A 21,953-nucleotide genomic window follows, 5' to 3' on the forward strand; every position below is an offset into this window, starting at 1 on the left:
GCCCGCCGGCGCGATGCGGGGCTCGCACCCGCCCGCATCGCGCATCGCTGGGTCAGAACAGATACATCCCCGCGACGAACACGACACCCGAGAACAGCAGCGTCGTCACGCAATACCCCATGATGTCGCGCACGCCGAGGCCGGCGATCGCGAGCGCGGGCAGCGCCCAGAACGGCTGCGCCATGTTGGTCCACGCCTCGCCGTACGCGATCGCCATCGCGGCCTTGCCGAGATCGGCGCCGAGCGCCTGCGCGGCCGGCATCACGAACGGGCCCTGCACGACCCAATGGCCGCCGCCGGACGGCACCGCGAAATTGATCACCGCCGAGCTCAGGAACGCGAGCAGCGGGAACGTGTGCACGTTCGCGATATCGACGAACCACTTCGTGATCACGCCCGCGAGCCCCGAGTGATCCATCAGTGCCTGGATGCCCGCGTAAAACGGAAACTGGATCATGATCCCCGACGCGCCACGCGCCGCGCCGGCCACCGCGCGTGCATAGGCCATCGGCGTCCGGTGCAGCAGGATGCCGGCCGCGAGAAACGCGAGGTTCACGGTGTCGATGTCGAGCGCGAAGCCCTTCTGCACGAACTTCAGCACGAGGAACGCCGCGCACAATGCGGCGACGAGGACCGACAGCGCGCGGCTCTCCTCCAGCCGCTCCGCGAACGTCGCGTCGGGGCCGAGCTGGCGCTCGACGCTCGGCGGTTCGGCAAGCAGCGCCGGATCGACGCTGACCACGTCGCCGGGCTTCGGCATCATCATCCGCGCGAGAAACGGCAGCATCACGATCAGGCCGATCGTGATGAACGCGTTGTAGCCGGTGAAGATCGTGTCCGACACCGGAATCAGCCCGATGGTCTTCTCCATCGGATTGCCCTTCGTGGCCGCGACGAGCGGCACCGAACCCGACAGCCCGCCGTGCCAGCTCAGGAAGCCCATGTACGCGGATGCGACGAGCAGCCGGTAGTCGCTGCCGGCCACGCGGCGCGCCACTTCGCGCGCGAGCATCGCGCCGAGCACGAGGCCGAAGCCCCAGTTGATCGCGCACGCGAGTGCGCCGACGAACGCGACGAGCATCACGCCCTGCCCCGGCGTGCGCGCGGTGCTCGCAAGCGCGACGAGCATGCGTTTCACGGGCGGCGAGCTCGCGAGCGCATGGCCGGTGACGAGAATCATCACCATCTGCATCGAGAACGCGAGCAGGTTCCAGAAGCCCGATCCCCACATCGTCGTGAGTTGCACGGGCGTATTCGGCGTGAGACCGAACGCGAGCGCGAACGTGACGATCGTCAGCAGGATCGCGAAAATCAACGGGTCGGGTAGCACGCGGTGGACCACCTGCGTGAAAAAGCGGGAAATGCGCTGAATCAACTTGAGCTCCTCGTTTCCTGATTCCTGATAGGGACGTCCGCGCGTGTCGTTGTGGGTAGGTGCGCGGAAACGCGCGGATTCTTGCACAGAACCGCCGGACGCGCTTTGGCGCGCGCGGCTGCGATCGCGTGCGGGCGCGAACGGGAAACGGAGCGAAAAACCACGACCGGCGGCCCGAGCGGCGCCGCCGGTGAAAAGGACGGAGGCGCGTGCGTCAGCGCACGGACGTGGCCGGGGTGGTCACGGTTGAGACCGGATTCGCGCGCCGCTCGGCCAGCCGCTGCGCGAACCGGTACGCGACCAGCGAGCCGGCCACGGCCAGCAGCATCGGCACGAGGCTGTCGTGATTCGCGCGCGTGAATTCGAGCAGCAGCACGACAGCCGTGATCGGCATCTGCATCGACGCGGCCAGAAACGCGGTCGCGCCGATCAGCGCGCATCCGCCGATCGACGCGCCCGGCCACGCGAGGCTCCACAGCCCGCCGAGCACGACGCCCAGAAGCGCGCCGTTCGCGAGGCCCGGCGTCAGCAGCCCGCCTTCCGCGCCGGCCCGCAGGCTGCCGGCCTCGATCAGCACTTTCAGCACGAGCAGCGCGGCGGCCAGGCCGATCGTCAGCGTGCCGTCGAAACCCAGCGACGCAGGGCCCTTGCCGTTGCCGAGCAACTGCGGAAACCGCATCGCGAGCACGCCGATCACCGCGAAATTGACCAGCGCGAGCACGGGCAGCCGCCCGTCCTTCGGCGCATTCGCGCGAGCGCGCGTCGTGAGCCGCACGAAGCCGTACGCGGCAAAACCGAACAGCGGCCCGCAGACGATCGACCATGCCACCAGCGGCGTGCTCAGCACGAACGGCGGCACCGTGTACTGGTGTTCGTTGCCGAGGCCGATCCACGCAACGGCCGCCGCGATCGCGGAGGTCGCCAGCGCCACGATCAGCGCGCGCAGCTCGAACGTGCCGAGCAGCACTTCGAGCACGAAGATCGCGCCGCCGAGCGGCACGTTGTAGACGGCCGCAAGCCCCGCGCCGGCGCCGCACGCGACCATCAGCCGGCAATCGTTCGGGGTGAGCCCCGCCGCATGCGCCAGCCGCCCGGCCAGCAGCGAACCGATCTCGCGCGGTGCGACTTCACGGCCGAGCGGCGAGCCGAGCGCGACGGTGACGATCTGCAGCAGCGCGTGAACCGTCGTGCTGACGAACGGCATCCTCGGATCGGCCGCGCGCACCGCGCGGCGGATGCTGACGAGCGGCCGGCCGTACCGGTACAGCGCCCACCAGCCGCCGCCCGCGACGATCCCGCAGACGATCAGCGCCACGAGCCGGCGCAGCGGATCGGCCGCGGTGACGCCGCTGAGGAAACTCTCGGTGCCGATCACGTGCGCGACGCTGTAGCCGTACGCGACGTGCTGGATCGCATGCAGCAGCAGCGCGAGCAGCATGCCGCCGAGGCCCGCACCGACGCCGGTCAGGATCGTGACGACAGCCACGCGCGCGAACGGGCTGGCGGACGGCGAGGAAGTGGCGGGAGCGGACGGGAGATCGAGGCGCATGGAGTCGGTGAACGGGGATCGAAAAGACGGCGCGCAACCCGCGCGCCGTCGTCAGGACCGCATCGTAGGCCGGCGCCGATCATGAGACAAACGTATTTTTCGAATCGACTCATGCATTCGGAGAATGAACGAAGACGAGCGGCCCGCGACCGCCCGCCGCCCGCGTCATGCCGGATACGTGACGCGCTCCGGTTCGCGCCGCATGATGATCTTCCCGTGGCGGATCGACAGCGTGGCCTTCGCCTGCCGGCGCACGGCTTCGTAGTCGCCGTCCGCATCGAGCACGACGAGATTCGCCGGGCGCCCGGCCGCGATCCCGTAGCCGTCGCCGAGATGCATCGTCGTTGCGCTGTGGTCGGTCACGAAGTCGAGGCAGCGCTGCAGGTCCTGGTAGCCCATCATGTGGCAGATATGGAGGCCCGCGTCGAGCACGCGCAGGATGTTGCCGTTGCCGAGCGGATACCACGGGTCCTTGATCGAATCCTGCCCGAAGCACACGTTGATGCCCGCGCGATCGAGTTCCGCGACGCGCGTGACGCCGCGCCGCTTCGGAAACGTGTCGAAGCGCCCCTGCAGGTGGATGCTCTCGGTGGGGCACGAGATGAAGTTCAGGCCCGCGCGCTTCAGCAGCCTGAACAGCTTCGAGCAGTACGCGTTGTCGTACGAGCCCATCGCGGTGGTATGGCTCGCCGTGACGCGCGCGCCCATCCCGCGCACGCGCGCTTCTTCCGCGAGCACTTCGAGAAAACGCGAATGCGGATCGTCGGTTTCGTCGCAATGCACGTCGACGAGGCAGCCGGTGCGCTCCGCGAGATCCATCAGGAAACGGATCGAGCTGACGCCCTGCTCACGGGTGTTCTCGAAATGCGGAATCCCGCCGACGACGTCCGCGCCCAGCTCGATCGCCTGCTCCATCAGCGCGCGACCGCCGTCGAACGATTCGATGCCCTCTTGCGGAAACGCGACGATCTGCAGGTCGATCAGCCCGCGCGCCTCGTCCTTCACCTCCAGCATTGCCTTCAGCGCGGCCAGCGTCGAATCGGTGACGTCGACGTGTGTCCGCACATGCTGGATCCCGTGATCGCGCAGCATGCCGATCGCCGCATGGGCGCGCGTCTTCGTGTCCTCGTGCGTGATCGTCGCCTTGCGTTCGGCCCAGCGCTCGATGCCCTCGAACAGCGTGCCGCTCATGTTCCAGGCGGGCTCGCCGGCCGTCAGCACCGCGTCGAGGTGGATATGCGGCTCGACGAGCGGCGGGATCGCGAGACGCCCGCCCGCGTCGACATCGTCGGCATGCGCCGGCGCGAGCGGCGCCGGCTGGGCGTCGACGTGCGCGATCGTGCCGCCGTCGATGCCGATCGTGAACAGGCCGTCGCGGCCGCGCAAGCGTACGTTGAACAGATTCATGGGGGTCCGGGTATAGGGCGGCCGTGTCAGGGCCGCGTGGTCGGGAAAAGGAATACGGACGACGCGCTCGGCGCGCTAGCGGAAATCGTCGATCGTCAGGCCGGTCGCGGCGGTCATCTCGTCGTTGGTCACGTCGCGCACGTGCTTGCCGAACGTCCATACGTGCCGGCCGGGATCGCGCGCGCGATACACGCGCTCGCCGTAGAACTGGTCGGCCGGCGCCTGCAGGATCTCGGCGCCGGCGGCTCGCGCGCGTTGGCAATGCGCATCGATGTCCGCGTCGTCGGGCAGGTGCACGTGGACGCTCTGCGTATTGCGATCGCCGGCTTCTTCCGGCGACGCGATGAAATCGGCCCACGCGCCGCCGATCATCACGATGCCGTCGCCGAACTTCATCTCGGCATGCGCGATGTCGCCTTCCGGCGTCGTGACGACGATGTGGCGCTCGAAGCCGAATGCGCGTTCGAGCCAGTCGAGCGCGGCTTTCGGATCGCGATAGCACAGCGCGGCACTGAAGGACGGACGGCGGGGCGTGGTCATGGGCTGTCTCCGGATGGCGTCGTCGGAACGCCCATTCTCCGCGCCCCCGCGCCGGCAATCAACTCCCGCGCCCGGTGGCGCGCGTGTTGTCGATGCGCGACACGCGCGGCGCGGCGGCCCCGCGCGACGCATCGGGCCGCCGGCGCGAATGCCCCGCACGCGGCCCTCGCGCGCTTTGTGAACGCGATGTGACGGACTCTTGCGCGACGCGCAAAGGAGCGCTCGCGCGATCGCGGCCCGGCGCCGGGCGACGGCGCCCCTACACTTGCGCCGAACTTTTCGTTCCCAGTCCCACACGCAGGAGCCCTGACTTGAAAAAAACCCTCATCGCCGGCGCATGTGCCGCCGCACTGTTCGCCCCGCTCGCTTACGCGCAAAGCTCGGTCACGCTGTACGGGCTGATCGACGCCGGCATCGCCTACACCAACAACGCCAACGGCGCGTCGCTGTGGCGCCTGAACAGCGGCACCGTCAACGGCAGCCGCGTCGGGTTTCGCGGCACCGAGGATCTCGGCGGCGGCCTGAAGGCGCTGTTCGTTCTCGAGAACGGCTTCAACGTGAACAACGGCGGGCTCGGGCAGGACGGCAAGCTGTTCGGCCGCCACGCATACGTCGGCCTGAGCCGGAGCGGCTACGGCACGCTCACGCTCGGCCGCCAGTACGACACGATGGTCGACTTCGTCGCGCCGCTGTCGGCCACGGCCGGCGACTTCGGCGATGCGGGCTTCGCGCATCCGTTCGACAACGACAACCTGAACCACTCGCTGCGCATCAACAACGCGGTCAAGTACACGAGCGACACCTATGCGGGCTTCAAGGTCGGCGCGATGTACGCGTTCTCGAACGCGACCAGCTTCGGCGCGAACCGCGCGTACAGCGTCGCGGCGAGCTACACGAACGGCCCGCTGAAGCTGGCCGGCGCGTACCTGCAGATGAACGGCACGAAGGGCTCGACGAGCGCGAGCCCCGGCGCGACCGATGCGGCCGAAGCGAAGAGCGTGAACCAGGGCGGCTGGTCGATCGGCTCGGATCGCATGCGTTCGTACGGCGGCGGCATCAGCTACGGATTCGGCCCGGCCACCGTCGGCTTCGTCTATACGCGCTCGCAATACGACAACACGGGGTCGTTCGGCTCGACCGGCCAGGTCGCGTTCAACAATTACGACGTGAACGTGCGCTATGCGGTGACGCCGGCCGTCAGCGTCGGCGCGGCCTACGTGTACACGGACGCCAGCGTGTCGAATCCCGACAGCCGGCACGGCACCGATCCGAAGTGGCACCAGGTCGACCTGCAAGCCGTCTACAAGCTGTCGCGCCGCACGGACGTCTACGCGGAAGCGATGTATCAGCATGCATCGGGCCGCGGCTACCAGGCGTTCATCAACGGCTCGGGCGGCGCATCGAGCACCGCGAATCAGATCGTCGGCACGATCGGCATGCGCACGCGCTTCTGACCGGCGTCACCTCGCGTCGCCCGACGGCCGCGAACCTGCGTTCGCATGCGGGTTCGGCCGCCGCGGGCAGTTCGCTCGAATGTTGTTCCATCTGGAAGGCAGCGTGCCTGGAATCGGGGTTTTTGCGCGCGCGGGCGCTGCGTAGACTGCCAGCGAAGGTCGGGGTCACGCATCGCGCGTCGCACCGGCCACCTTTCCCGTCTCCAGGAGAACCTCGTGAAATCGCTCGTCGTTACCGCCGCCGCTGCCGTTCTGCTTGCCGCACCGGCCCTGTCGTTCGCCCAGTCGGCACAGTCGCCCGTCACGCGCGCGCAAGTGCTGCAGGAGCTGATCGATCTCGAGTCGGTCGGCTACAACCCGGCGCGCGGCGAACTCAACAACTATCCGGACGACATCATGGCGGCGCAGGAACGACTCCGCGAAAAGCGTCTCGCGCAACGCAAGGCCGCGCAGGCCGCATACGGGCCGGCCGGCGAACCCGCAACGGAATCGGGCGCGGCAGCCAGGCCCGCGCTGTAACGCGATGACGCAGCACCGCGCCCGCGTGAACGATGTCTTGCGGGCGCGGCGTGGGTTGTGTTTGCGTGGTTTGCGTGGTTTGCGTAAAGCACGCGGCAATGCGCCGGTGCTCCGCCGCTCACGCGGCCTGCGGTTCGCGATCGATCGCGTTCAGCATCTCGACGTCGCGCGCGATCATCGCCGGCACCTGCGCACGCAGCATCTCGACCCAGGTCCGCACCTTCGCGTCGACGAAACGGCGCGACGGATACAGCGCATGGACGTTCATCTTCTGCAGGATATGCGCGGGCAGCACGCGCACGAGCGTACCGTCGCGCAGCGCGTCGATCGCCGAGTACAGCGGCAGCATGCCGATCCCGATGCCGTCGCGAATCGCGAGCGCGAGCGATTCGGCCGTATTGGTCTGCACCGGCCCCGCGACGTGGATCTGCTCGACGCCGTCGGGCCCTTCGAGCACCCATTCGTGGGTCGGGAATGCGGGCGTGCACAGCGTCAGGCACGCATGCGCGGCGAGATCCTGCGGGCGGCCCGGCACGCCGTGGCGTTTCACGTAGTCGGGCGACGCGCACAGAATGCTGAAGGTCGAGCCGAGCAGGTGCGACACGAGTTCCGAATCGGGCAGCGACGACGCGGTCACGACGGCCATGTCGCTCGTCCCGTCGAACAGGTCGGGCATGCGCTGCGACAGCGACAGCTCGATCGACACGTCCGGGAACTGCGCGTGATAGCGCGTCAGCGCGGGCAGCACGTAGTGATGGCCGACGCTCGCGAAGCTGTGCATGCGCAGCACGCCGGCCGGCCGTTCGTGCGCGCAGCTCGCCTCTTCTTCCGCGCGGTCGACGTCGGCGAGAATCTGGCGGCAGCGCCGCAGATAGCTTTCGCCGGCCGACGTGAGCGCGAGACGGCGCGTCGAACGGTTCATCAGGCGGGTGCGCAGGCGCGCCTCGAGTTCCGACACCGCGCGCGACATCGCGCCGGTCGTCGAATTCAGCGATTGCGCGGCGGCGGTGAAACTGCCCGTCTCGACGACGCGCGAAAACACCCGCATGTTTTGTAGGGTATCCATTCCTGTGAGCAACCTGTAGCGGAGCCGCTATTTTCCTCCACCCGATGCGGCAGATTGTTACTCCGGCTGCAACTATCGTTTCCCCGCAACTGCGTTAATGCGCGGGCGCCGCCCTCCTACAATCGGCGCCTCACCCGTCGAACGGACCCGTTCGGACGCGCCGCGCATGTCGCCCGGCCCCGTACCGGCCCCCTACTCATGAAGCCACAACCTGCGATCGAGCGCCCCACCATCGAACCGGCACGATGGAGAACATGGCTCGATCCACTCGGCGACGCCGCGCGCGACTGGGCCGCGAGCGACGGGCTGATCTGGCTGCACCTCGCTAAAACCGTGTTCGCGGCGCTCCTGGCGATGGGCATCGCGATGCGCCTGGAGATGTCGCAGCCGCGCACGGCGATGACGACCGTGTTCGTGCTGATGCAGCCGCTGTCGGGGATGGTGTTCGCGAAGAGCTTCTACCGTGTGCTCGGCACGGCGGCCGGCCTCGTCGCCGCGCTCGCGCTCGGCGGGCTGTTCGCGCAGCAGCCCGAGCTGTACATGACCGGCATCACGCTGTGGGTCGGCACCTGCATCGCGCTCGCGGTGCGCAACCGCCACTTCCGCTGGTACGGCTTCGTGCTCGCCGGCTACACGGCCGCGCTGATCGGCCTGCCGGCGGTGATGACGCCGCAGACGCTGTTCCAGTCCGCGCTCACGCGCGCCGCGGAAGTCGCGCTCGGCATCGCGTGCTCGGGCGCGGTCAGCGCGCTGATCCTGCCGCTCAGTTCCGCGAAGGCGCTGATGCGCTCGCTGGGCACCCGCCATGCGACGTTCGCGGCGTTCACGGCCGGCGCGCTCGCGGGCGACGTCGCGCGCGGCGATTTCGAGCGGCGCTTCGCCGATTTCGTCGACGACATCGTCGGCTTCGAGGCCAACCGTGCATTCGCGTCGTTCGAGGATCCGCACATTCGTGCGCGCAGCCGGCGCCTCGCGCGGCTGAACAGCGAATTCATGAACGCGTGCACGCGGCTGCATGCGCTGCACCAGTTGGTCAAGCGCCTGCGCGCGAACGGTTCGGACGCGGTCCTCGATGCGCTGGCGCCGCACGTCGACGCACTCGCGCAACGCTTCGCCGCCCTGCGCGACGAGCGGCAGCGTGGCGTCCCGTTCGCCACCGGCGCGTTGCTGGACCTGCGCCGCTTTCACGGCGCGTTGCCGAAGGCCGCACGCGCATCGCGGCGGGACATCGAGGCGCATGCGGCCGGCGGCCTGCTCGATTTCGATACCGCGATCGAGCTGCTTTACCGCTTCATCGGCGAATACCTCGGCTACGCCGATACGTACGCGTCGCTCGACCAGGACGATCACGCGTTCGAGCGCTCGGTCACGCATTACGCGGTGAAGACCAATACGTTCTTCGTCGGCTTCGCGTTCCTGCGCACGATCGTCGCCGTGGGCGCGATGAGCGCGTTCTGGCTCGCGTCCGAATGGCCGAGCGGCTCGCTTGCCGTGATCGCCACCGCGATCGCGTGCGCGCTCAGCTCGACGTCGCCGCGCGCGCCGAAGTTCGTTGCGCAGATGAGTGTGGGCGCGGCGTTCGCGACCGCCGTCGGCTACCTGTTCCTGTGCTACGTGTATCCGAACATCGACGGCTTCCCGCTGTTGTGCGCGGCGCTCGCGCCGGTGCTCGGCCTCGGCGCGTTTCTCGCGATGCGACCGGGATTGTCCGGCTACGGAATCGGCTTCGCGGTGTTTTTCTGCCTGCTCGCGGGGCCGGACAACGTGATCGCGTATACGCCCGAGGTGCTGATCAACAACGGGCTGGCGATCGTCGTCGCGATGCTCGCGTGCGCGCTCGTGTTCGCGGTCGTGTTCCCCACCCACATGCCGTGGCTCACCGGCCGCATCGCGCACGACCTGCGCTGCCAGGTCACGCTCGCGTGCGAAGGCGCACCGGCGGGCCTCGCGCAGCGCTTCCAGTCGAGCACGCACGACCTGATGGCACAACTGCGCACATTGCTCGTGCGGCGCACGCGACAGCATCGCGATGCGCTGCGCTGGATGCTGTCGACGCTCGAGGTCGGCCACGCGGTGATCGACCTGCGCGACGAACTGAGCGCGTTCCGCGAATCGAAACCGCCGCAGATGCTGCGCTGGACCGGTTCGATCGACGCGGTGCTGCACGCGCTGCCGCGCTTCTTCGACGATCCGACGCCCGGCCACCACGCACGCACGCTGAAATCGGTGAATCTCGCGATCCGTGCGTCGCAGCACGCGCTGCAGGCGTGGTATGCGGTGCCCGACGAGCGGCACCGGATGCAGCGCATCGTCGGCTGCCTGCACTTCATGCGCAGCGCGCTGCTGGACAAGGATGCGCCGTTCAACCGGCGCCGCGATTGACGATCGGTGCGTGCGCAACGGGATCCTTGTGCCGGATGGAAATAAGCTCTACAGCCACGGTGATTAATCTTTAAGCAGTGCGAGCCTATAGTTTCCTCACTGCCAGCGAGACTGGCACTCACCCAGGAGAACCCAAAATGAAGCCGCTGCACCTCGCCCTCGTTGCCCTGTCGCTCACCGCTGCCGTCGCTCATGCACAGCCGGCGCCGGCAGACGTCGCACAGCAACCGGCGAACCGCGCCGAAGCCGTCGCCACCGCCGGCCGCGTCGATCGTGCGCAATCGAAGCAGGAAGACCCGAACGCCTGTGTCGGCCCCGTCAGCTTCTGCAACATCTACTTCGGCAGCTGAGCATGACGCCGCGTCGTCACGGCCACGCCAACATCGCCCGCGTCGCACACATCGCACGCGCGGGCGCGCGGCGGGCCGGCCGGGCGCCGCATCGCCGCGCCGCCTCGTGCCGCTTCGATTGAAGCGGCGCTTGCCGTTTCAGGCGCCGCGTCCCGGCCGCCAGCCTACCTCTCGCAACGCATCGAGCAAGCGCGCCTGACCCAGCCCTTCGACCCGCGCCCCGCGCGACTCGACGTCGCCGCCCGCGACGAGCGCATTCACGATCGCTTCCTCCACCGCTTCCGCCGCCGCGACGAACAGCGCGGAAATATGGTCGTTGTTGACCATCTGCACGCCGGTGGTCGGCGCGCCCTTGCTGCCGTAGTTCGCTGTCGGCAGGCCGTCGTTGCCCGTGGCGAACGCGAGGAAGATGTCACCGCTCGAATCCTCGGTGCCGCCGCCGACCCGCGCGAGCCCGACGCTCGCGCGCTGCGCGAGACGCGTGCATTGATGCGGCAGCAGCGGCGCGTCGGTCGCGATCGTCACGACGATCGAGCCCATCCCGGCCTCGCCTTGCGCGTTCGGCGCGCGGAACGGGGAAGGCACGTGCCGCAGCACCTCGCCGACCGGGTAGCCGGCCACGCGCAGCATCTCGCGCACGCCGTAGTTCGCCTGCACGAGCGCGCCGACGGTCCAGCCGCCCGCATCGGCCGCGAGCACGCGCGACGCGGTGCCGATGCCGCCCTTGAACTCGTGGCAGATCATCCCCGTGCCGCCGCCCACGCCGCCTTCGGCGACCGGGCCGGAGTGCGCGGCCGCCAGCGCGCGCTGTACGTGCGCGGCGCTCACGTGCTGCCCCCAGATATCGTTGAGCAACCCGTCGTAGGTTTCCATCACGACCGGCATGCACCAGTACACGCGGCCGGCCACCGCTTCGCGCTCGTTCGCGACGAGCGCGTCGCGCACCGCGCCGACGCTGTGCGTGTTCGTATAGGCGATCGGCGTGGTCAGCAGGCCGGCCTCGCGAATCCATTCGAGCCCCGTCGCATCGCCGTTGCCGTTCAGCACGTGCACGCCCGCGAAGCACGGCGAATCGTGCGCGGCGCCCGCGCGCGGCTCGATAACGGTGACGCCGGTGCGGACCGATGCATCGCCGTTCTCGACGTTCAGCGTGCAATGTCCGACCCGCACGCCGGCAACGTCCGTGATCGCGTTGAAGCGGCCCGGCGTGCCGAGTCCGATGCGGATGCCGAGATCCCTCGTGCGCATGATGTGATTCCTCCAGTCTTTCGATATGGTTCGGTGTTTCAGTGCTTCGGCAGGCCCGGCGCTCAGAGCGCGCGGAACGCTTCGCTGTGGCGCGCCCACACCGCATACATCGCGAGCGCGGCGACCAGCAGCGCGCCGATGATGATCAGGTCGGTCGGTTTCGTCGCGGTGGCCAGCGTCGTGTACAGCGTATAGGCGGCGCCGACCACCGCGACGAGCGGCGTGACGGGCCACAATGGCATCCGGTAATGATGCTCGACGTCGCGGCGCACGAACCGGCTCGCGAGTGCGGCCAGCCCGACGACCAGGTAGATCATCAGCAGCAGGTCGACCGTGAACGCGGTCAGCTCGTCGAGGCTCGACACGAACACGAGCCCGGCCGACGGCACCGCTAGCGCGATCGTGGCGAGCCACGGCGATTCGAAGCGCGGATGAATCGTCGAGAATGCCCGGTTGCACGCGCGCGACCAGAGCGCGTGCCGGCCGCTGCTGTACAGCAGGCGCCCCATCGTGATCACGATCGCGATGATGGCATTGAACACTGACAGGAAGATTCCGCCGCTCACCACCCGCGACACGGCCGGGTTGCTGAGCGAACGCACGACATAGCCGATCGGGTCGGCGCTCTTCGTCAGTTCCGTCAGCGACGGCGCGCCGAGCACGATGGCGGTAAGCGGCACCAGTTCGACGACGAGGATCACGAGCAGCGAATAGATCACCGCCTTCGCGACGTTGCGGTTGCCGCCGCGCAGGTCTTCCGCGAGATACGCGGCCGAGCCGAAGCCGTTGTAGCAGAAGATCGCGGTGCCGATCGCCGGCACGATGGCCGCGAGCGTCGCCGGCACGAGCGCGTTGCCGCTCGCGACGACCGGCGCGATCAGCGCGTCGGCGCCGCGATGCGGCGAACCGAAGCCGAGGCCTGCGATCAGCATCAGCACGCCGATCTCGACGACGAGGAACGCACCGGTGATCCACGCGTTCGTCTTGATGTTCAGCATGCCGAGCAGGTAGCTGAGCAGCACGATCGTCAGCGCGACCGACTGGTTGCCGAAGTGCGTGCCGAGCGCGTTGTTCAGGTATGGCGCGGCGCCGCTCGCGAGCACGGCCGGGATGAACACGCTGACGGACAGCACCGTGATGAAGGTCAGGTAGCCGGGCAGCGTGCCGAACACGCGCTTGGCCATGACGTATTCGCCGCCTGCACTGCGGTGCGCGGCGCTGAGCTCCGCGTAACAGAGCGCGAACGCCAGCGCGAGCACGCCGCCGAGCAGGAACGACAGCACCGCGCCGCTGCCGGCCTGCTGGATCGCGAACGGCGCGATCACGAAGATCGAGCTTGCGGGCGTCACGCCCGATACGGTGATCATCACGGCATCGCGCACGCTGAGCGTCTGCGACAGCGCGTGCGGCGCGTCTTGCGTGGCAGGCGCCGCTTGCAGCGGGCCCGTCGATTCCGACATCATCGCCATTTCGTTCTCCTGTGCTCCTATGCTGCTCATTTTTGAACGCCCATACTCGGGCCCGGTTGATTGCGTGGCAGTCTAGGAAGCCAATTTCAGGACCGCTATTCCCCCTTCGTGTTACGCCCTTCCGGTGGTGGTATGGATCGTCTCTTTTCCGAAATCGCGATGCACCAGGCGCTCGGCCGCGCAATCGATCATCTCGGCCAACCGCGCTTCTGGCGGTTCCTGGTGCTGCTTCTCAATGAAATGGCGCCGTTCGACAACGCGCTCGCGACCGCGATCGGCCCCGACGGCGTACCGCTCGTGCTCGACGAATACGACACGGGCGGCACCGACAGCGCATCGCCCGTGCCGCTGTACCTGAACGGCCTGTATCTGCTCGACCCGTTCCTGCAGGCCGCGCACGACGGGCTCGCCGACGGCTGCTACCGGCTCGAGGAAGTCGCGCCCGACCTGTTCCGCCAGAGCGAATATTTCCTGAGCTACTTTCGCGATGCGGTGGGCGACGACGAGATCCAGATCCTCGTACGGCCCGACGCCGACACGCTGCTGTCGCTGTCGCTCGGCGCAAGCACGCGGTTCGACGTCGAGCCGCTCGGCAAGCTGACGGCCGCGATGCCGTGGGTGCTCGCAGCGATCCGCCAGCACTGGCGGCTGGTCGGCGACGCGGCGCGCACGACGCCCGACGCAGATCTCGGCGCGCGCGTCGAGCAGGCGCTCGCGCGCTTCGGCGCGGGCGTGCTGACCGAACGCGAAATGTCGATCGCGCGCATGGTGCTGCGCGGCAATTCGTCGAAGGCGATTGCCGAACGGCTCGCGATATCACCCGAAACGGTTAAGGTGCACCGGCGGCATCTTTACGCGAAGCTCGGCATCTCGTCGCAGCCCGAGCTGTTTTCGCGCTTCATCCAGGCGTTGGGGGAAGGTGCGTCCGGCTGAGCGCATCGATGCGCATCGGCGCCGGCGGATGGCAGGCGGCACGGAATCGGGCACACTCCGTGAAGCGCCGCGCATGCCACGGTCATCCGGTGACGCGGATACCGATGTGCAATTAAAAACAGGATCGCTCGAAAACAGGAATCCCGATTCATGTCACTCATTCCGCTCGTGGGAATCGGCTGGCTGCTGCTATGCGCGATCAGCGCCGCGTCGCTCGTGCTCGTGCCGCCGGTGGTGCTCGTCGCGTGGCTGGCCGGCAAGGACATCTGGTCGATCCTGACCCGCGGCCGGCTGCGGTGCGCATTCTTCGCCTACCTCGGCTCCGCGCCGGTGCCGGCGGTCTTCACGTTCTTGCTGGAAGCCGGCAGCACGGCCGGGACGCAAGGCGGCGTGGCGCCCGATGGGCTGTATCAATGGAACGAACGGTTCTTCGTCGTGTTGGTCGCCGCGGCGGCACTGAGCGGCCTGCTGTTGATGCTGCGGCCGAAAGGCGCGCAAGCGGCGAACGTCGAGCCGTCGCAGCCGGCTCCGTAGTCGGCCCGGTAGTCGCTCGATAGTCGGCACGCAGGTGCCGCGCCCTGCCGCCCGCCCGGTTTCCGGGCAGGCGCACGGTCATGCGCAAGCGTCCGGCTATTTCCACTTCGCACCGAGTTGCGCGAGCCCGGCGTTGCGGAGATCGTCCGGCAACATCGCCACGCGGAACTCGCAGTCCGCATTCAGCATCAGGAACCACGGCTCCGCGAGCGCCGGGATCTGCGATGGGTCGTCGATGGCGACGATCATGACCGCGCCGCGCCCGCCATGCTGCTCGGTGAAATACACGGCTTCCGGCTTGGCCGATTCGAGTATTCGCGCGATCACGTCGCCGACGCTGCCGTCGCGCACCAGCGTGTTGAACGGCTCGTGAGGGATTCGTATGTTGAGAAGCATGCGCATGATCCGCCTCCATAGGCTCCGCCCGGTCCGGGCCTTTCAAGCATAGGCGTCCGGGCGGACGACGCTGCGTTTCCGTGCAGGCCGGCCGCCCGATTCGAGACGCGCGGGCATGATGTCGCGAACCCTGGCGGGCGACCCTGCGAGCCGTTTCGCCGATCGAGCCGCCACCGCGCCAAAGTCGCCATTCGCTTCGCTCGCGCGGCGATGCCGCTCGGGCTGCTTCGGCCGCGCCGGTCGCACGGGTCGCGCGTGAAGGCGCCGACGCACAGGCGTACGCGGCGCGCCCTTCGGGGACAGATGTTTTGGCACGGCGCACGGCGGCGATCGCCCTGCCGTTGCGCGACGCCTACGCCCGGCCGATATGCCCCCGATCTTCTCGCAGCCCCGCCAAAAACCGCCTATCGTGAATGGAGCGCCCCGTTCGCCGCCATTCGACCCTGCGTCGCTCGCACCGGCGGCGACGGCATCGTGCTCCGGCACCATTCATCGCGATCCTGGCGCACGCTCGCCCGTGTACGATCGCGGCCGCCCACCGGATTACAGGAGGCCCTCATGAAAGCCGCGCTGCTCGTCAGCTCCACCCTGCTCGCCATTGCATCCGCTTCGGCGTCGGCTCAAGGCTCGATCACGAAAGTCGAAAACGGTTCGCTCGTCGCCGCGAACGGGATGACCGTCTACACGTTCGACAAGGACAAGCCCAACGCCGGCACCAGCGCGTGCACGGGCCAGTGCGAATCCTTCTGGCCGCCGTACAAGGCCAGCGCGACCGACGTTCCGGTCGGCCCCTACACGATCGTCAAGCGCGACGACGGCAGCCCGCAATGGGCGTACAAGGGCAAGCCGCTGTACTTCTTCTCGAAGGACATGAAACAGGGCGACCGCAACGGCGACAACTTCAAGGACATGTGGCACGTGGTCGCGCCGTAAGCGTCGATCCGCCGCGTTGCGCGCCCATCGCGCGGACGCAGAAAAGCCCGCGCGGATCGTCGATCCGGGCGGGCCTGTTCGCGATTGCGCCGACTGCGGTGCACCGTCCGCCGCCACGCGGGCGGACGACACAGGCAGTCAGGTGGCGCGTCAGCGGTTCGACGGGAAGCTGAACACCGTCCCTTCGCGCACGCCGGCCGACGGCCAGCGCTGCGTGATCGTCTTGCGCTTCGTATAGAAACGCACGGCGTCCGGGCCGTATGCGTGCAGATCGCCGAACAGCGAACGCTTCCAGCCGCCGAACGAGTGGTACGCGACCGGCACCGGCAGCGGCACGTTGATGCCGACCATGCCGATCTGGATGTTGTCGCTGAAGTAGCGCGCGGCCTCGCCGTCGCGCGTGAACAGGCACGTGCCGTTGCCGTACTCGTGCGCGTCGATCAGCGCCATCGCCTCGTCGAGCGACTTCAGCCGGATCACGCCGAGCACCGGCCCGAAGATCTCGTGCTGGTAGATCGGCATCCCGGGCTTCACGTTGTCGAACAGGCACGGGCCGAGGTAGTAGCCGCCGTCGTGACCGTCGACCTTCACGCTGCGGCCGTCGACGACGAGCGTCGCACCGGCTTGCACGCCCGCATCGACGAAGCCCGTCACCTTCTCGAAATGCTGCTGCGTGACGAGCGGGCCCATGTCGACGCCCGCGCCATTGCCCGGGCCGACCTTCATCTTCTCGATCTCGGCCTTCAGGCCGGCAACGACCTGGTCGCCCGTCTCGTCGCCGATCGCGACGACGAGCGGAATCGCCATGCAGCGCTCGCCGCACGAGCCGTACGCGGCGCCCATCAGCGCGTTCACCGCGTTGCCGATGTCGGCGTCGGGCATCACGACCGCGAAGTTCTTCGCGCCGCCGAGCGCCTGCACGCGCTTGCCGTGCGCGCAGCCGGTCGAGTAGATGTATTCGGCGATCGGCGTCGAGCCGACGAAGCTCACGGCCTTCACGCGCGGATCGGTCAGCAGCGTGTCGACCGCTTCCTTGTCGCCGTTCACGACGTTCAGCACGCCCGGCGGCAGGCCGGCTTCGAGCGCGAGCTCGGCCATGCGCAGCGTCGACGACGGCGTGCGCTCCGACGGCTTCAGCACGAACGTGTTGCCGCACGCGACGGCCATCGGCCACATCCACAGCGGCACCATCACCGGGAAGTTGAACGGCGTGATGCCGGCCGCGACGCCGAGCGCCTGGAACTCGCTCCACGAATCGATCGCGGGGCCGACGTTCTTGCTGTGCTCGCCCTTCAGCAGCTCGGGTACATAGGTTGCGTATTCGACGTTCTCGATCCCGCGCTGCAGTTCGCCCATCGCGTCGGCGAGCACCTTGCCGTGCTCGGCCGTGATCAGTGCGCAAAGCTCGTCGGCGTGCTCTTCGAGCAGCGTCTTGAAGCGGCTCATCACGCGGGCGCGCTTCAGCGGCGGTGTGTTGCGCCACGCCGGGAACGCGGCCTGCGCGGACGCGATCGCGGCTTCGACGGTCAGCTTGTCGGCGAGCGCGACGCTCTTGTGCGATTCACCGGTGGCCGGGTCGAATACCGGCTGGACGCGGCTGCCGCCGTCGACGCGCTTGCCGTCGATCAGGTGGCCGACGGTGGAGGTCACATTGCTGTCGTGTTTCATCGTTCAGACTCTTTCTTGAATTCGGTTGTCGCCCAGGGCCGGCCGCGGCTCAGTCCACTTCGTTCAGGGCGTCGGACAGCGCATTGACCAGGTTGTCGATCTCGCGCTTTTCCGAGATGAACGGCGGCGCCAGCTGGATCGTGTCGCCGCCGTAGCGCACGTAGAAGCCCTTCGCCCAGCATCGCATCGCGATTTCGTACGGGCGCCGTGCCGGTTCGCCCGGCAGCGCCGCGATCGTCAGGCCGGCAGCCAGCCCGTAGTTGCGGATGTCTGCGATGTGGCGCTGGCCCTTCAGCCCATGCACCGCGGCCTCGAAATGCGGCGCGAGATCGCGCACGCGCGCCACCGCGTCTTCCTTCACGAGCAGGTCGAGCGCCGCGACGCCGGCCGCGCACGCGACCGGATGCGCGGAATACGTGTAGCCGTGCGGGAACTCGAGCATGTACTCGGGGCCGCCCGCGGCCATGAACGTGTCGTAGATTTCCTTCGTCGCGATCACGCCGCCGAGCGGCTGCGTGCCGTTCGTCACCTGCTTCGCGAAGTTCATGATGTCCGGCACCACGCCGAACGCGTCGGCGCCCGTCATCGCACCGGCACGGCCGAAGCCCGTGATGACTTCATCGAAAATCAGCAGGATGTCGTGCGCGGTACAGATGTCGCGCAGACGCTTCAGATAGCCCTTCGGCGGCACGACCACGCCCGCCGACCCGGAGAACGGCTCGACGATCACGGCCGCGATGTTCGACGCGTCGTGCAGCGCGATCAGCTCGAGCAGGCGGTCGGCCAGCTCGGCGCCGTGCTCGGGCATGCCGCGCGAGAACTTGTTCTCGGCGAGTTGCGTGTGCGGCAGGAAATCGGCGTCGAGGCCCTGGCCGAACAGCTTGCGGTTCGGCCCGATCCCGCCCACCGAAATTCCGCCGAAGTTCACGCCGTGATAGCCCTTCTCGCGGCCGATCAGGCGCGTCTTCGTGCCCTTGCCCTTCGCGCGCCAGTAGGCGCGGGCCAGCTTCAGCGAGGTGTCGGCCGCTTCCGAGCCCGAGCCCGTGAAAAACACGTAGTCGAGGCCGGCCGGCGTCAGTTCCTTGATCTTGTTCGCGAGTTCGAACGATTTCGGATGGCCGAACTGGAAGGCCGGTGCGTAGTCGAGCTGCGCGATCTGGCGGCTCACGGCTTCGACGATTTCCGTGCGGCCGTGACCGAGGCCCGTACACCAGAGGCCCGACAGGCCGTCGAAGATCTTGCGGCCTTCGGCATCGGTGTAATACGCGCCCTGGCCCGACACGATCATGCGCGGATCGGCCTTGAACTGGCGGTTGGCCGTGAACGGCATCCAGTGCGCGTCGAGCCATGCGGCGTCGGTGCGAAGGCCGGTTTCGTCGTGCTGGGCGGTGGTGATGTCGGTCATGTCGGTCGGCGCGTCGCGCCCCTCCTCCTTATGTTGATATTGCGCATTGTCGGGAGGCCAATTAGTCTTTTGAATATCGCAATATCAATGTTCACTTGCGCATCCATGCAAGCAAAGAAACCGAAGAGTCGCGCGCTGCTCGGGCAGCTCAGCGACATGGATCTCCGCCTGCTGCGGGTCTTCAAGGGCGTCGTGCAGTGCGGCGGGATGGCGGCCGCCGAACTGGAACTGAATATCGGCATCTCGACGATCAGCCGGCACGTGAAGGATCTGGAAACGCGTCTCGGCCTCGTGCTGTGCCGGCGCGGTCGCGCGGGCTTCACGCTGACGCCCGAGGGCCAGACGGTGTACGAGGAGACGTTGCGGCTGCTCGCGTCGATGGAAGCATTTCGCAGCAGGATCGACGGCATTCACGACAGAATGGGCGGCGAACTGCACATCGCGGTGTTCGACAAGACGGCCACCAACGCGAACGCGCGGCTCGGCGACGCGATCCGCGCGTTCGCCGACGAAGCCCCCGACGTCGCGCTGAACCTGCACGTCGCGTCGATCAACGAGGTCGAACGCGGGATCATCGACGGCAGCTATCAGGTCGGGATCATTCCCGCGCACCGCAATTCGGGCAGCCTCGTGTATTCGGAGCTGTTCGACGAACGGATGCTGCTCTACTGCGGCCGCCAGCATCCGCTCTTCGATGCGCCGCACGGCAAGCTCACGTGGACGACGATCCGCAACCATGCGTTCGCGGGCCTCGGCTTTCATTCGCCGAACATGGAGCTGAGCCACCGCGCGAAGCTCACCCGCAGCGCGACCGCGTCGGATCAGGAGTCGATCGCGACGCTGATCCTGTCCGGCCGCTATCTCGGCTTCCTGCCCGACCATTACGCGGAGAGTTTCGAAAACAAGGGGCTGATGCAGCCGATCGCGCCGCAACGGTTCAATTACCGGTGCCGGTTCGTGAGCCTGCTGCGGCGCTCGCCGCGGCCGTCGCGGGCCGCGCTGCTGTTTCAGTCGTGTCTCGAAGCTGCGCATGCGGCCGCGCGGCCGGGGGCTTGATGGTTAGGCGGCTGGGTGCTGAACGGCTGGGTGCTGACCGACCGAGCGCTGTCCGGCCGAAAAACTGAACAACCTGCGCCCCTTTCACAGTCGCTCAAAAACCATCGCCCGCACCGCCCTGCGCACGCATGCGCTTCAGAAAATGCGTCGCGACGAGCGCCGCGGCAAACCCCGACATCGCGCCGACCCCGAGCGCCCAGCGAGGACCGAGGTGGTTCGCGACCCAGCCGGCCACCGGCGCACCGATCGGCGTGCCGCCGAGCGCCACCGCGAGACGCAGCGCCATCACGCGCCCGCGCATCGCCGGCTCGGTCGACAGTTGCACGAGGCTATTGGTCGAGTTCATGAACGTGATCGCGGCGATCCCGGTCAGGACGAGCGCGGCGCCGAACAGCCAGTAGCCGGGCGCCAGCGCGGCCAGCGTGCAGCCGAGCCCGAACAGCGCCGCGCCGATCCACAGATGCCGGAAGCGCGGCCGGTCGCGGCGCGCGGCGAGCAACGCGCCGGTGATCGTGCCGACGGCCATCATCGACGACAGCACGCCGAAGCCGCGCGCGTCGACGTGAAACACGCTGGCCGCCATCGTCGAGATGAACAGCTGGAAATTGAGCCCGAACGTGCCGATCAGGAACAGCATCACGAGAATCGCCTTCAGGTCCGGGCGCCGCCACACGTAACGGAACCCGTCGAGCAGACTCCCGCGCATGCGGTCGGCCCGCGCGTGCGCGCGCAGCTCGTCGGCGCGCAGCATCGACAGCGACGCCAGCACCGCGACGAAACTGAGCCCGTTGAGCAGGAACGCCCAGCCGGTGCCGACCGACGCGATGATGAAGCCGGCCGCCGCCGGGCCGATCATCCGCGCCGCGTTGAACGACGTCGAGTTGAGCGCGACGGCGTTCGCCAGCTCGCGATCGGCGACCAGTTCCGCGACGAACGTCTGCCGCACCGGCGCATCGAACGCCGACGCGCAGCCGAACAGGAACGCGAACAGATATACGTGCCACAGCTGCGCGACACCGGTCACCGTCAGCAGCCCCAGCAACAGCGCGAGCCCGCCCATCAGCGCCTGCGTCGCCATCAGCAGCCTGCGCTGGTCGAAACGGTCGGCTGCGTAACCCGTCCACGGCAGCAGCAGAAGCTGCGGGCCGAACTGCAGCGCCATCACGATGCCGACGGCCGACGCGTCGTGATGCGTGAGCTGCGTGAGGACGAGCCAGTCCTGCGCGGTGCGCTGAATCCACGTGCCGATGTTCGACACCAGCGAGCCGATCGCCCACACGCGATAGTTGAAGCTGCGAAGCGAGCGGAACACGCCCGCCGCCGGCACGCTCATGGTCGGTCCCGATCGGGCTCGTTGCCGCCGTGCAGCGCGCCGAAGTGCCGCGCGACGAACAGGCCGAGCACGAGGATGCCGAGGCCGAGCGCCGCCGCGTCGGCGGTGACCCGGAGGTCGAAATCGCCGACCCGGCACACCAGCACATAAGCGACCACGAGGTTCGCGACGCCCCACAGGACGTTCACCGTGGACGACGACCATCCGCGCCCGGGCGGATTCGCGAACGGCGTCTGGAACGGCTCGCCGCGCAGCCCGCTGACGAGATGCGGCACGACGTTCGCGAGAAACGCGCCGCCGAAGAAATACGACACGAGATGCGGGAGGTTCATGGTC

Annotated in this window: 20 protein-coding genes; 8 read left to right on the plus strand and 12 right to left on the minus strand. The window is 68.2% G+C overall.

The features are described 5' to 3' along the window. Positions 1–52: 52 nt before the first annotated feature. The 4 genes from HWX08_RS04540 to HWX08_RS04555 all read right to left on the minus strand — a co-directional run bounded on the left by HWX08_RS04540 (position 53) and on the right by HWX08_RS04555 (position 4,871). On the minus strand, positions 53–1,375 hold the full coding sequence (locus HWX08_RS04540) for a TIGR00366 family protein (protein WP_069259855.1): 1,323 nt from the start codon (positions 1,373–1,375) through the stop codon (positions 53–55). Positions 1,376–1,589: 214 nt separating this feature from the next. Then, on the minus strand, positions 1,590–2,924 hold the full coding sequence (locus tag HWX08_RS04545) for a chloride channel protein (protein ID WP_174919474.1): 1,335 nt from the start codon (positions 2,922–2,924) through the stop codon (positions 1,590–1,592). Between the two features lie 165 nt (positions 2,925–3,089). Further along, positions 3,090–4,331 (minus strand): cytosine deaminase, encoded by a 1,242-nt coding sequence (gene codA, locus HWX08_RS04550; protein WP_174919475.1) that lies wholly within the window; start codon positions 4,329–4,331, stop codon positions 3,090–3,092. Positions 4,332–4,406: 75 nt separating this feature from the next. Continuing rightward, positions 4,407–4,871, minus strand: coding sequence for a VOC family protein (locus HWX08_RS04555; RefSeq protein ID WP_174919476.1), 465 nt, complete (start codon positions 4,869–4,871; stop codon positions 4,407–4,409). 311 nt (positions 4,872–5,182) lie between these two features. Between HWX08_RS04555 and HWX08_RS04560 the strand changes: the two genes are divergently transcribed. Continuing rightward, entirely contained in the window at positions 5,183–6,325 is a 1,143-nt protein-coding gene (locus HWX08_RS04560; protein WP_174919477.1) for a porin, read from the plus strand. 216 nt (positions 6,326–6,541) lie between these two features. Further along, entirely contained in the window at positions 6,542–6,844 is a 303-nt protein-coding gene (locus HWX08_RS04565) for a DUF4148 domain-containing protein (protein ID WP_069259850.1), read from the plus strand. A gap of 118 nt (positions 6,845–6,962) precedes the next feature. Here HWX08_RS04565 and HWX08_RS04570 read toward each other — a convergent pair whose 3' ends face one another. After that, the gene (locus HWX08_RS04570) at positions 6,963–7,910 is read right to left on the minus strand and encodes a LysR family transcriptional regulator (RefSeq protein WP_174919478.1); all 948 of its coding nucleotides are present in this window, start codon (positions 7,908–7,910) and stop codon (positions 6,963–6,965) included. Positions 7,911–8,108: 198 nt separating this feature from the next. Between HWX08_RS04570 and HWX08_RS04575 the strand changes: the two genes are divergently transcribed. Both HWX08_RS04575 and HWX08_RS04580 read left to right on the plus strand, forming a co-directional pair. Further along, positions 8,109–10,292 carry an FUSC family protein gene (locus tag HWX08_RS04575; protein WP_174919479.1) on the plus strand — a complete coding sequence of 728 codons (2,184 nt, stop codon included), beginning with the start codon at positions 8,109–8,111 and terminating at the stop codon, positions 10,290–10,292. Between the two features lie 137 nt (positions 10,293–10,429). After that, on the plus strand, positions 10,430–10,642 hold the full coding sequence (locus HWX08_RS04580) for a hypothetical protein (RefSeq protein ID WP_069259847.1): 213 nt from the start codon (positions 10,430–10,432) through the stop codon (positions 10,640–10,642). A 138-nt stretch (positions 10,643–10,780) separates the two neighbouring features. On the opposite strand, the gene HWX08_RS04585 is transcribed toward HWX08_RS04580, so the two are convergent. After that, on the minus strand, positions 10,781–11,890 hold the full coding sequence (locus tag HWX08_RS04585; protein ID WP_174919480.1) for a DmpA family aminopeptidase: 1,110 nt from the start codon (positions 11,888–11,890) through the stop codon (positions 10,781–10,783). A 62-nt stretch (positions 11,891–11,952) separates the two neighbouring features. Next, the gene (locus HWX08_RS04590) at positions 11,953–13,359 is read right to left on the minus strand and encodes an APC family permease (protein WP_174919481.1); all 1,407 of its coding nucleotides are present in this window, start codon (positions 13,357–13,359) and stop codon (positions 11,953–11,955) included. 132 nt (positions 13,360–13,491) lie between these two features. Between HWX08_RS04590 and HWX08_RS04595 the strand changes: the two genes are divergently transcribed. Then, positions 13,492–14,292, plus strand: a complete 801-nt coding sequence (locus tag HWX08_RS04595) for a helix-turn-helix transcriptional regulator (RefSeq protein WP_174919482.1) — start codon at positions 13,492–13,494, stop codon at positions 14,290–14,292. Positions 14,293–14,442: 150 nt separating this feature from the next. Then, entirely contained in the window at positions 14,443–14,826 is a 384-nt protein-coding gene (locus HWX08_RS04600) for a hypothetical protein (protein ID WP_107313090.1), read from the plus strand. Between the two features lie 96 nt (positions 14,827–14,922). On the opposite strand, the gene HWX08_RS04605 is transcribed toward HWX08_RS04600, so the two are convergent. Next, complete coding sequence (locus tag HWX08_RS04605; RefSeq protein WP_174919483.1) at positions 14,923–15,228, minus strand: panthothenate synthetase; 306 nt, start codon at positions 15,226–15,228, stop codon at positions 14,923–14,925. 552 nt (positions 15,229–15,780) lie between these two features. Here HWX08_RS04605 and HWX08_RS04610 point away from each other — a divergent pair. Next, a complete protein-coding gene (locus tag HWX08_RS04610) occupies positions 15,781–16,155 on the plus strand; it encodes a COG4315 family predicted lipoprotein (RefSeq protein WP_069259841.1) in 375 nt (124 codons plus the stop codon). A gap of 150 nt (positions 16,156–16,305) precedes the next feature. On the opposite strand, the gene HWX08_RS04615 is transcribed toward HWX08_RS04610, so the two are convergent. Continuing rightward, the gene (locus tag HWX08_RS04615) at positions 16,306–17,823 is read right to left on the minus strand and encodes a CoA-acylating methylmalonate-semialdehyde dehydrogenase (RefSeq protein ID WP_069259840.1); all 1,518 of its coding nucleotides are present in this window, start codon (positions 17,821–17,823) and stop codon (positions 16,306–16,308) included. A 49-nt stretch (positions 17,824–17,872) separates the two neighbouring features. After that, positions 17,873–19,228: an omega-aminotransferase AptA gene (aptA, locus tag HWX08_RS04620; RefSeq protein ID WP_069259839.1), complete on the minus strand. Its 1,356-nt coding sequence runs from the start codon at positions 19,226–19,228 to the stop codon at positions 17,873–17,875. A 105-nt stretch (positions 19,229–19,333) separates the two neighbouring features. Between aptA and HWX08_RS04625 the strand changes: the two genes are divergently transcribed. Further along, positions 19,334–20,284, plus strand: coding sequence for a LysR family transcriptional regulator (locus HWX08_RS04625; protein ID WP_174919484.1), 951 nt, complete (start codon positions 19,334–19,336; stop codon positions 20,282–20,284). Between the two features lie 94 nt (positions 20,285–20,378). On the opposite strand, the gene HWX08_RS04630 is transcribed toward HWX08_RS04625, so the two are convergent. Both HWX08_RS04630 and HWX08_RS04635 read right to left on the minus strand, forming a co-directional pair. Beyond that, positions 20,379–21,617 (minus strand): MFS transporter, encoded by a 1,239-nt coding sequence (locus HWX08_RS04630; RefSeq protein ID WP_174919485.1) that lies wholly within the window; start codon positions 21,615–21,617, stop codon positions 20,379–20,381. Continuing rightward, positions 21,614–21,949: a hypothetical protein gene (locus HWX08_RS04635; RefSeq protein ID WP_107313096.1), complete on the minus strand. Its 336-nt coding sequence runs from the start codon at positions 21,947–21,949 to the stop codon at positions 21,614–21,616. The genes HWX08_RS04630 and HWX08_RS04635 overlap by 4 nt, the downstream gene beginning before the upstream one ends. Positions 21,950–21,953: the final 4 nt, after the last annotated feature.

Source organism: Burkholderia metallica, from assembly GCF_902832845.1.
GTDB classification, from domain to species: Bacteria; Pseudomonadota; Gammaproteobacteria; order Burkholderiales; family Burkholderiaceae; genus Burkholderia; species Burkholderia metallica.

Bases quoted from the DNA above. Each gene is read 5' to 3' on its own strand.
- aptA (WP_069259839.1), bottom strand. From the start codon at position 19,228: ATGACCGACATCACCACCGCCCAGCACGACGAAACCGGCCTTCGCACC.
- HWX08_RS04575 (WP_174919479.1), top strand. From the start codon at position 8,109: ATGAAGCCACAACCTGCGATCGAGCGCCCCACCATCGAACCGGCACGA.
- HWX08_RS04570 (WP_174919478.1), bottom strand. From the start codon at position 7,910: ATGGATACCCTACAAAACATGCGGGTGTTTTCGCGCGTCGTCGAGACG.
- HWX08_RS04580 (WP_069259847.1), top strand. From the start codon at position 10,430: ATGAAGCCGCTGCACCTCGCCCTCGTTGCCCTGTCGCTCACCGCTGCC.
- codA (WP_174919475.1), bottom strand. From the start codon at position 4,331: ATGAATCTGTTCAACGTACGCTTGCGCGGCCGCGACGGCCTGTTCACG.
- HWX08_RS04630 (WP_174919485.1), bottom strand. From the start codon at position 21,617: ATGAGCGTGCCGGCGGCGGGCGTGTTCCGCTCGCTTCGCAGCTTCAAC.
- HWX08_RS04635 (WP_107313096.1), bottom strand. From the start codon at position 21,949: ATGAACCTCCCGCATCTCGTGTCGTATTTCTTCGGCGGCGCGTTTCTC.
- HWX08_RS04590 (WP_174919481.1), bottom strand. From the start codon at position 13,359: ATGGCGATGATGTCGGAATCGACGGGCCCGCTGCAAGCGGCGCCTGCC.
- HWX08_RS04595 (WP_174919482.1), top strand. From the start codon at position 13,492: ATGGATCGTCTCTTTTCCGAAATCGCGATGCACCAGGCGCTCGGCCGC.
- HWX08_RS04585 (WP_174919480.1), bottom strand. From the start codon at position 11,890: ATGCGCACGAGGGATCTCGGCATCCGCATCGGACTCGGCACGCCGGGC.
- HWX08_RS04555 (WP_174919476.1), bottom strand. From the start codon at position 4,871: ATGACCACGCCCCGCCGTCCGTCCTTCAGTGCCGCGCTGTGCTATCGC.
- HWX08_RS04615 (WP_069259840.1), bottom strand. From the start codon at position 17,823: ATGAAACACGACAGCAATGTGACCTCCACCGTCGGCCACCTGATCGAC.
- HWX08_RS04605 (WP_174919483.1), bottom strand. From the start codon at position 15,228: ATGCGCATGCTTCTCAACATACGAATCCCTCACGAGCCGTTCAACACG.
- HWX08_RS04545 (WP_174919474.1), bottom strand. From the start codon at position 2,924: ATGCGCCTCGATCTCCCGTCCGCTCCCGCCACTTCCTCGCCGTCCGCC.
- HWX08_RS04600 (WP_107313090.1), top strand. From the start codon at position 14,443: ATGTCACTCATTCCGCTCGTGGGAATCGGCTGGCTGCTGCTATGCGCG.
- HWX08_RS04625 (WP_174919484.1), top strand. From the start codon at position 19,334: ATGCAAGCAAAGAAACCGAAGAGTCGCGCGCTGCTCGGGCAGCTCAGC.
- HWX08_RS04610 (WP_069259841.1), top strand. From the start codon at position 15,781: ATGAAAGCCGCGCTGCTCGTCAGCTCCACCCTGCTCGCCATTGCATCC.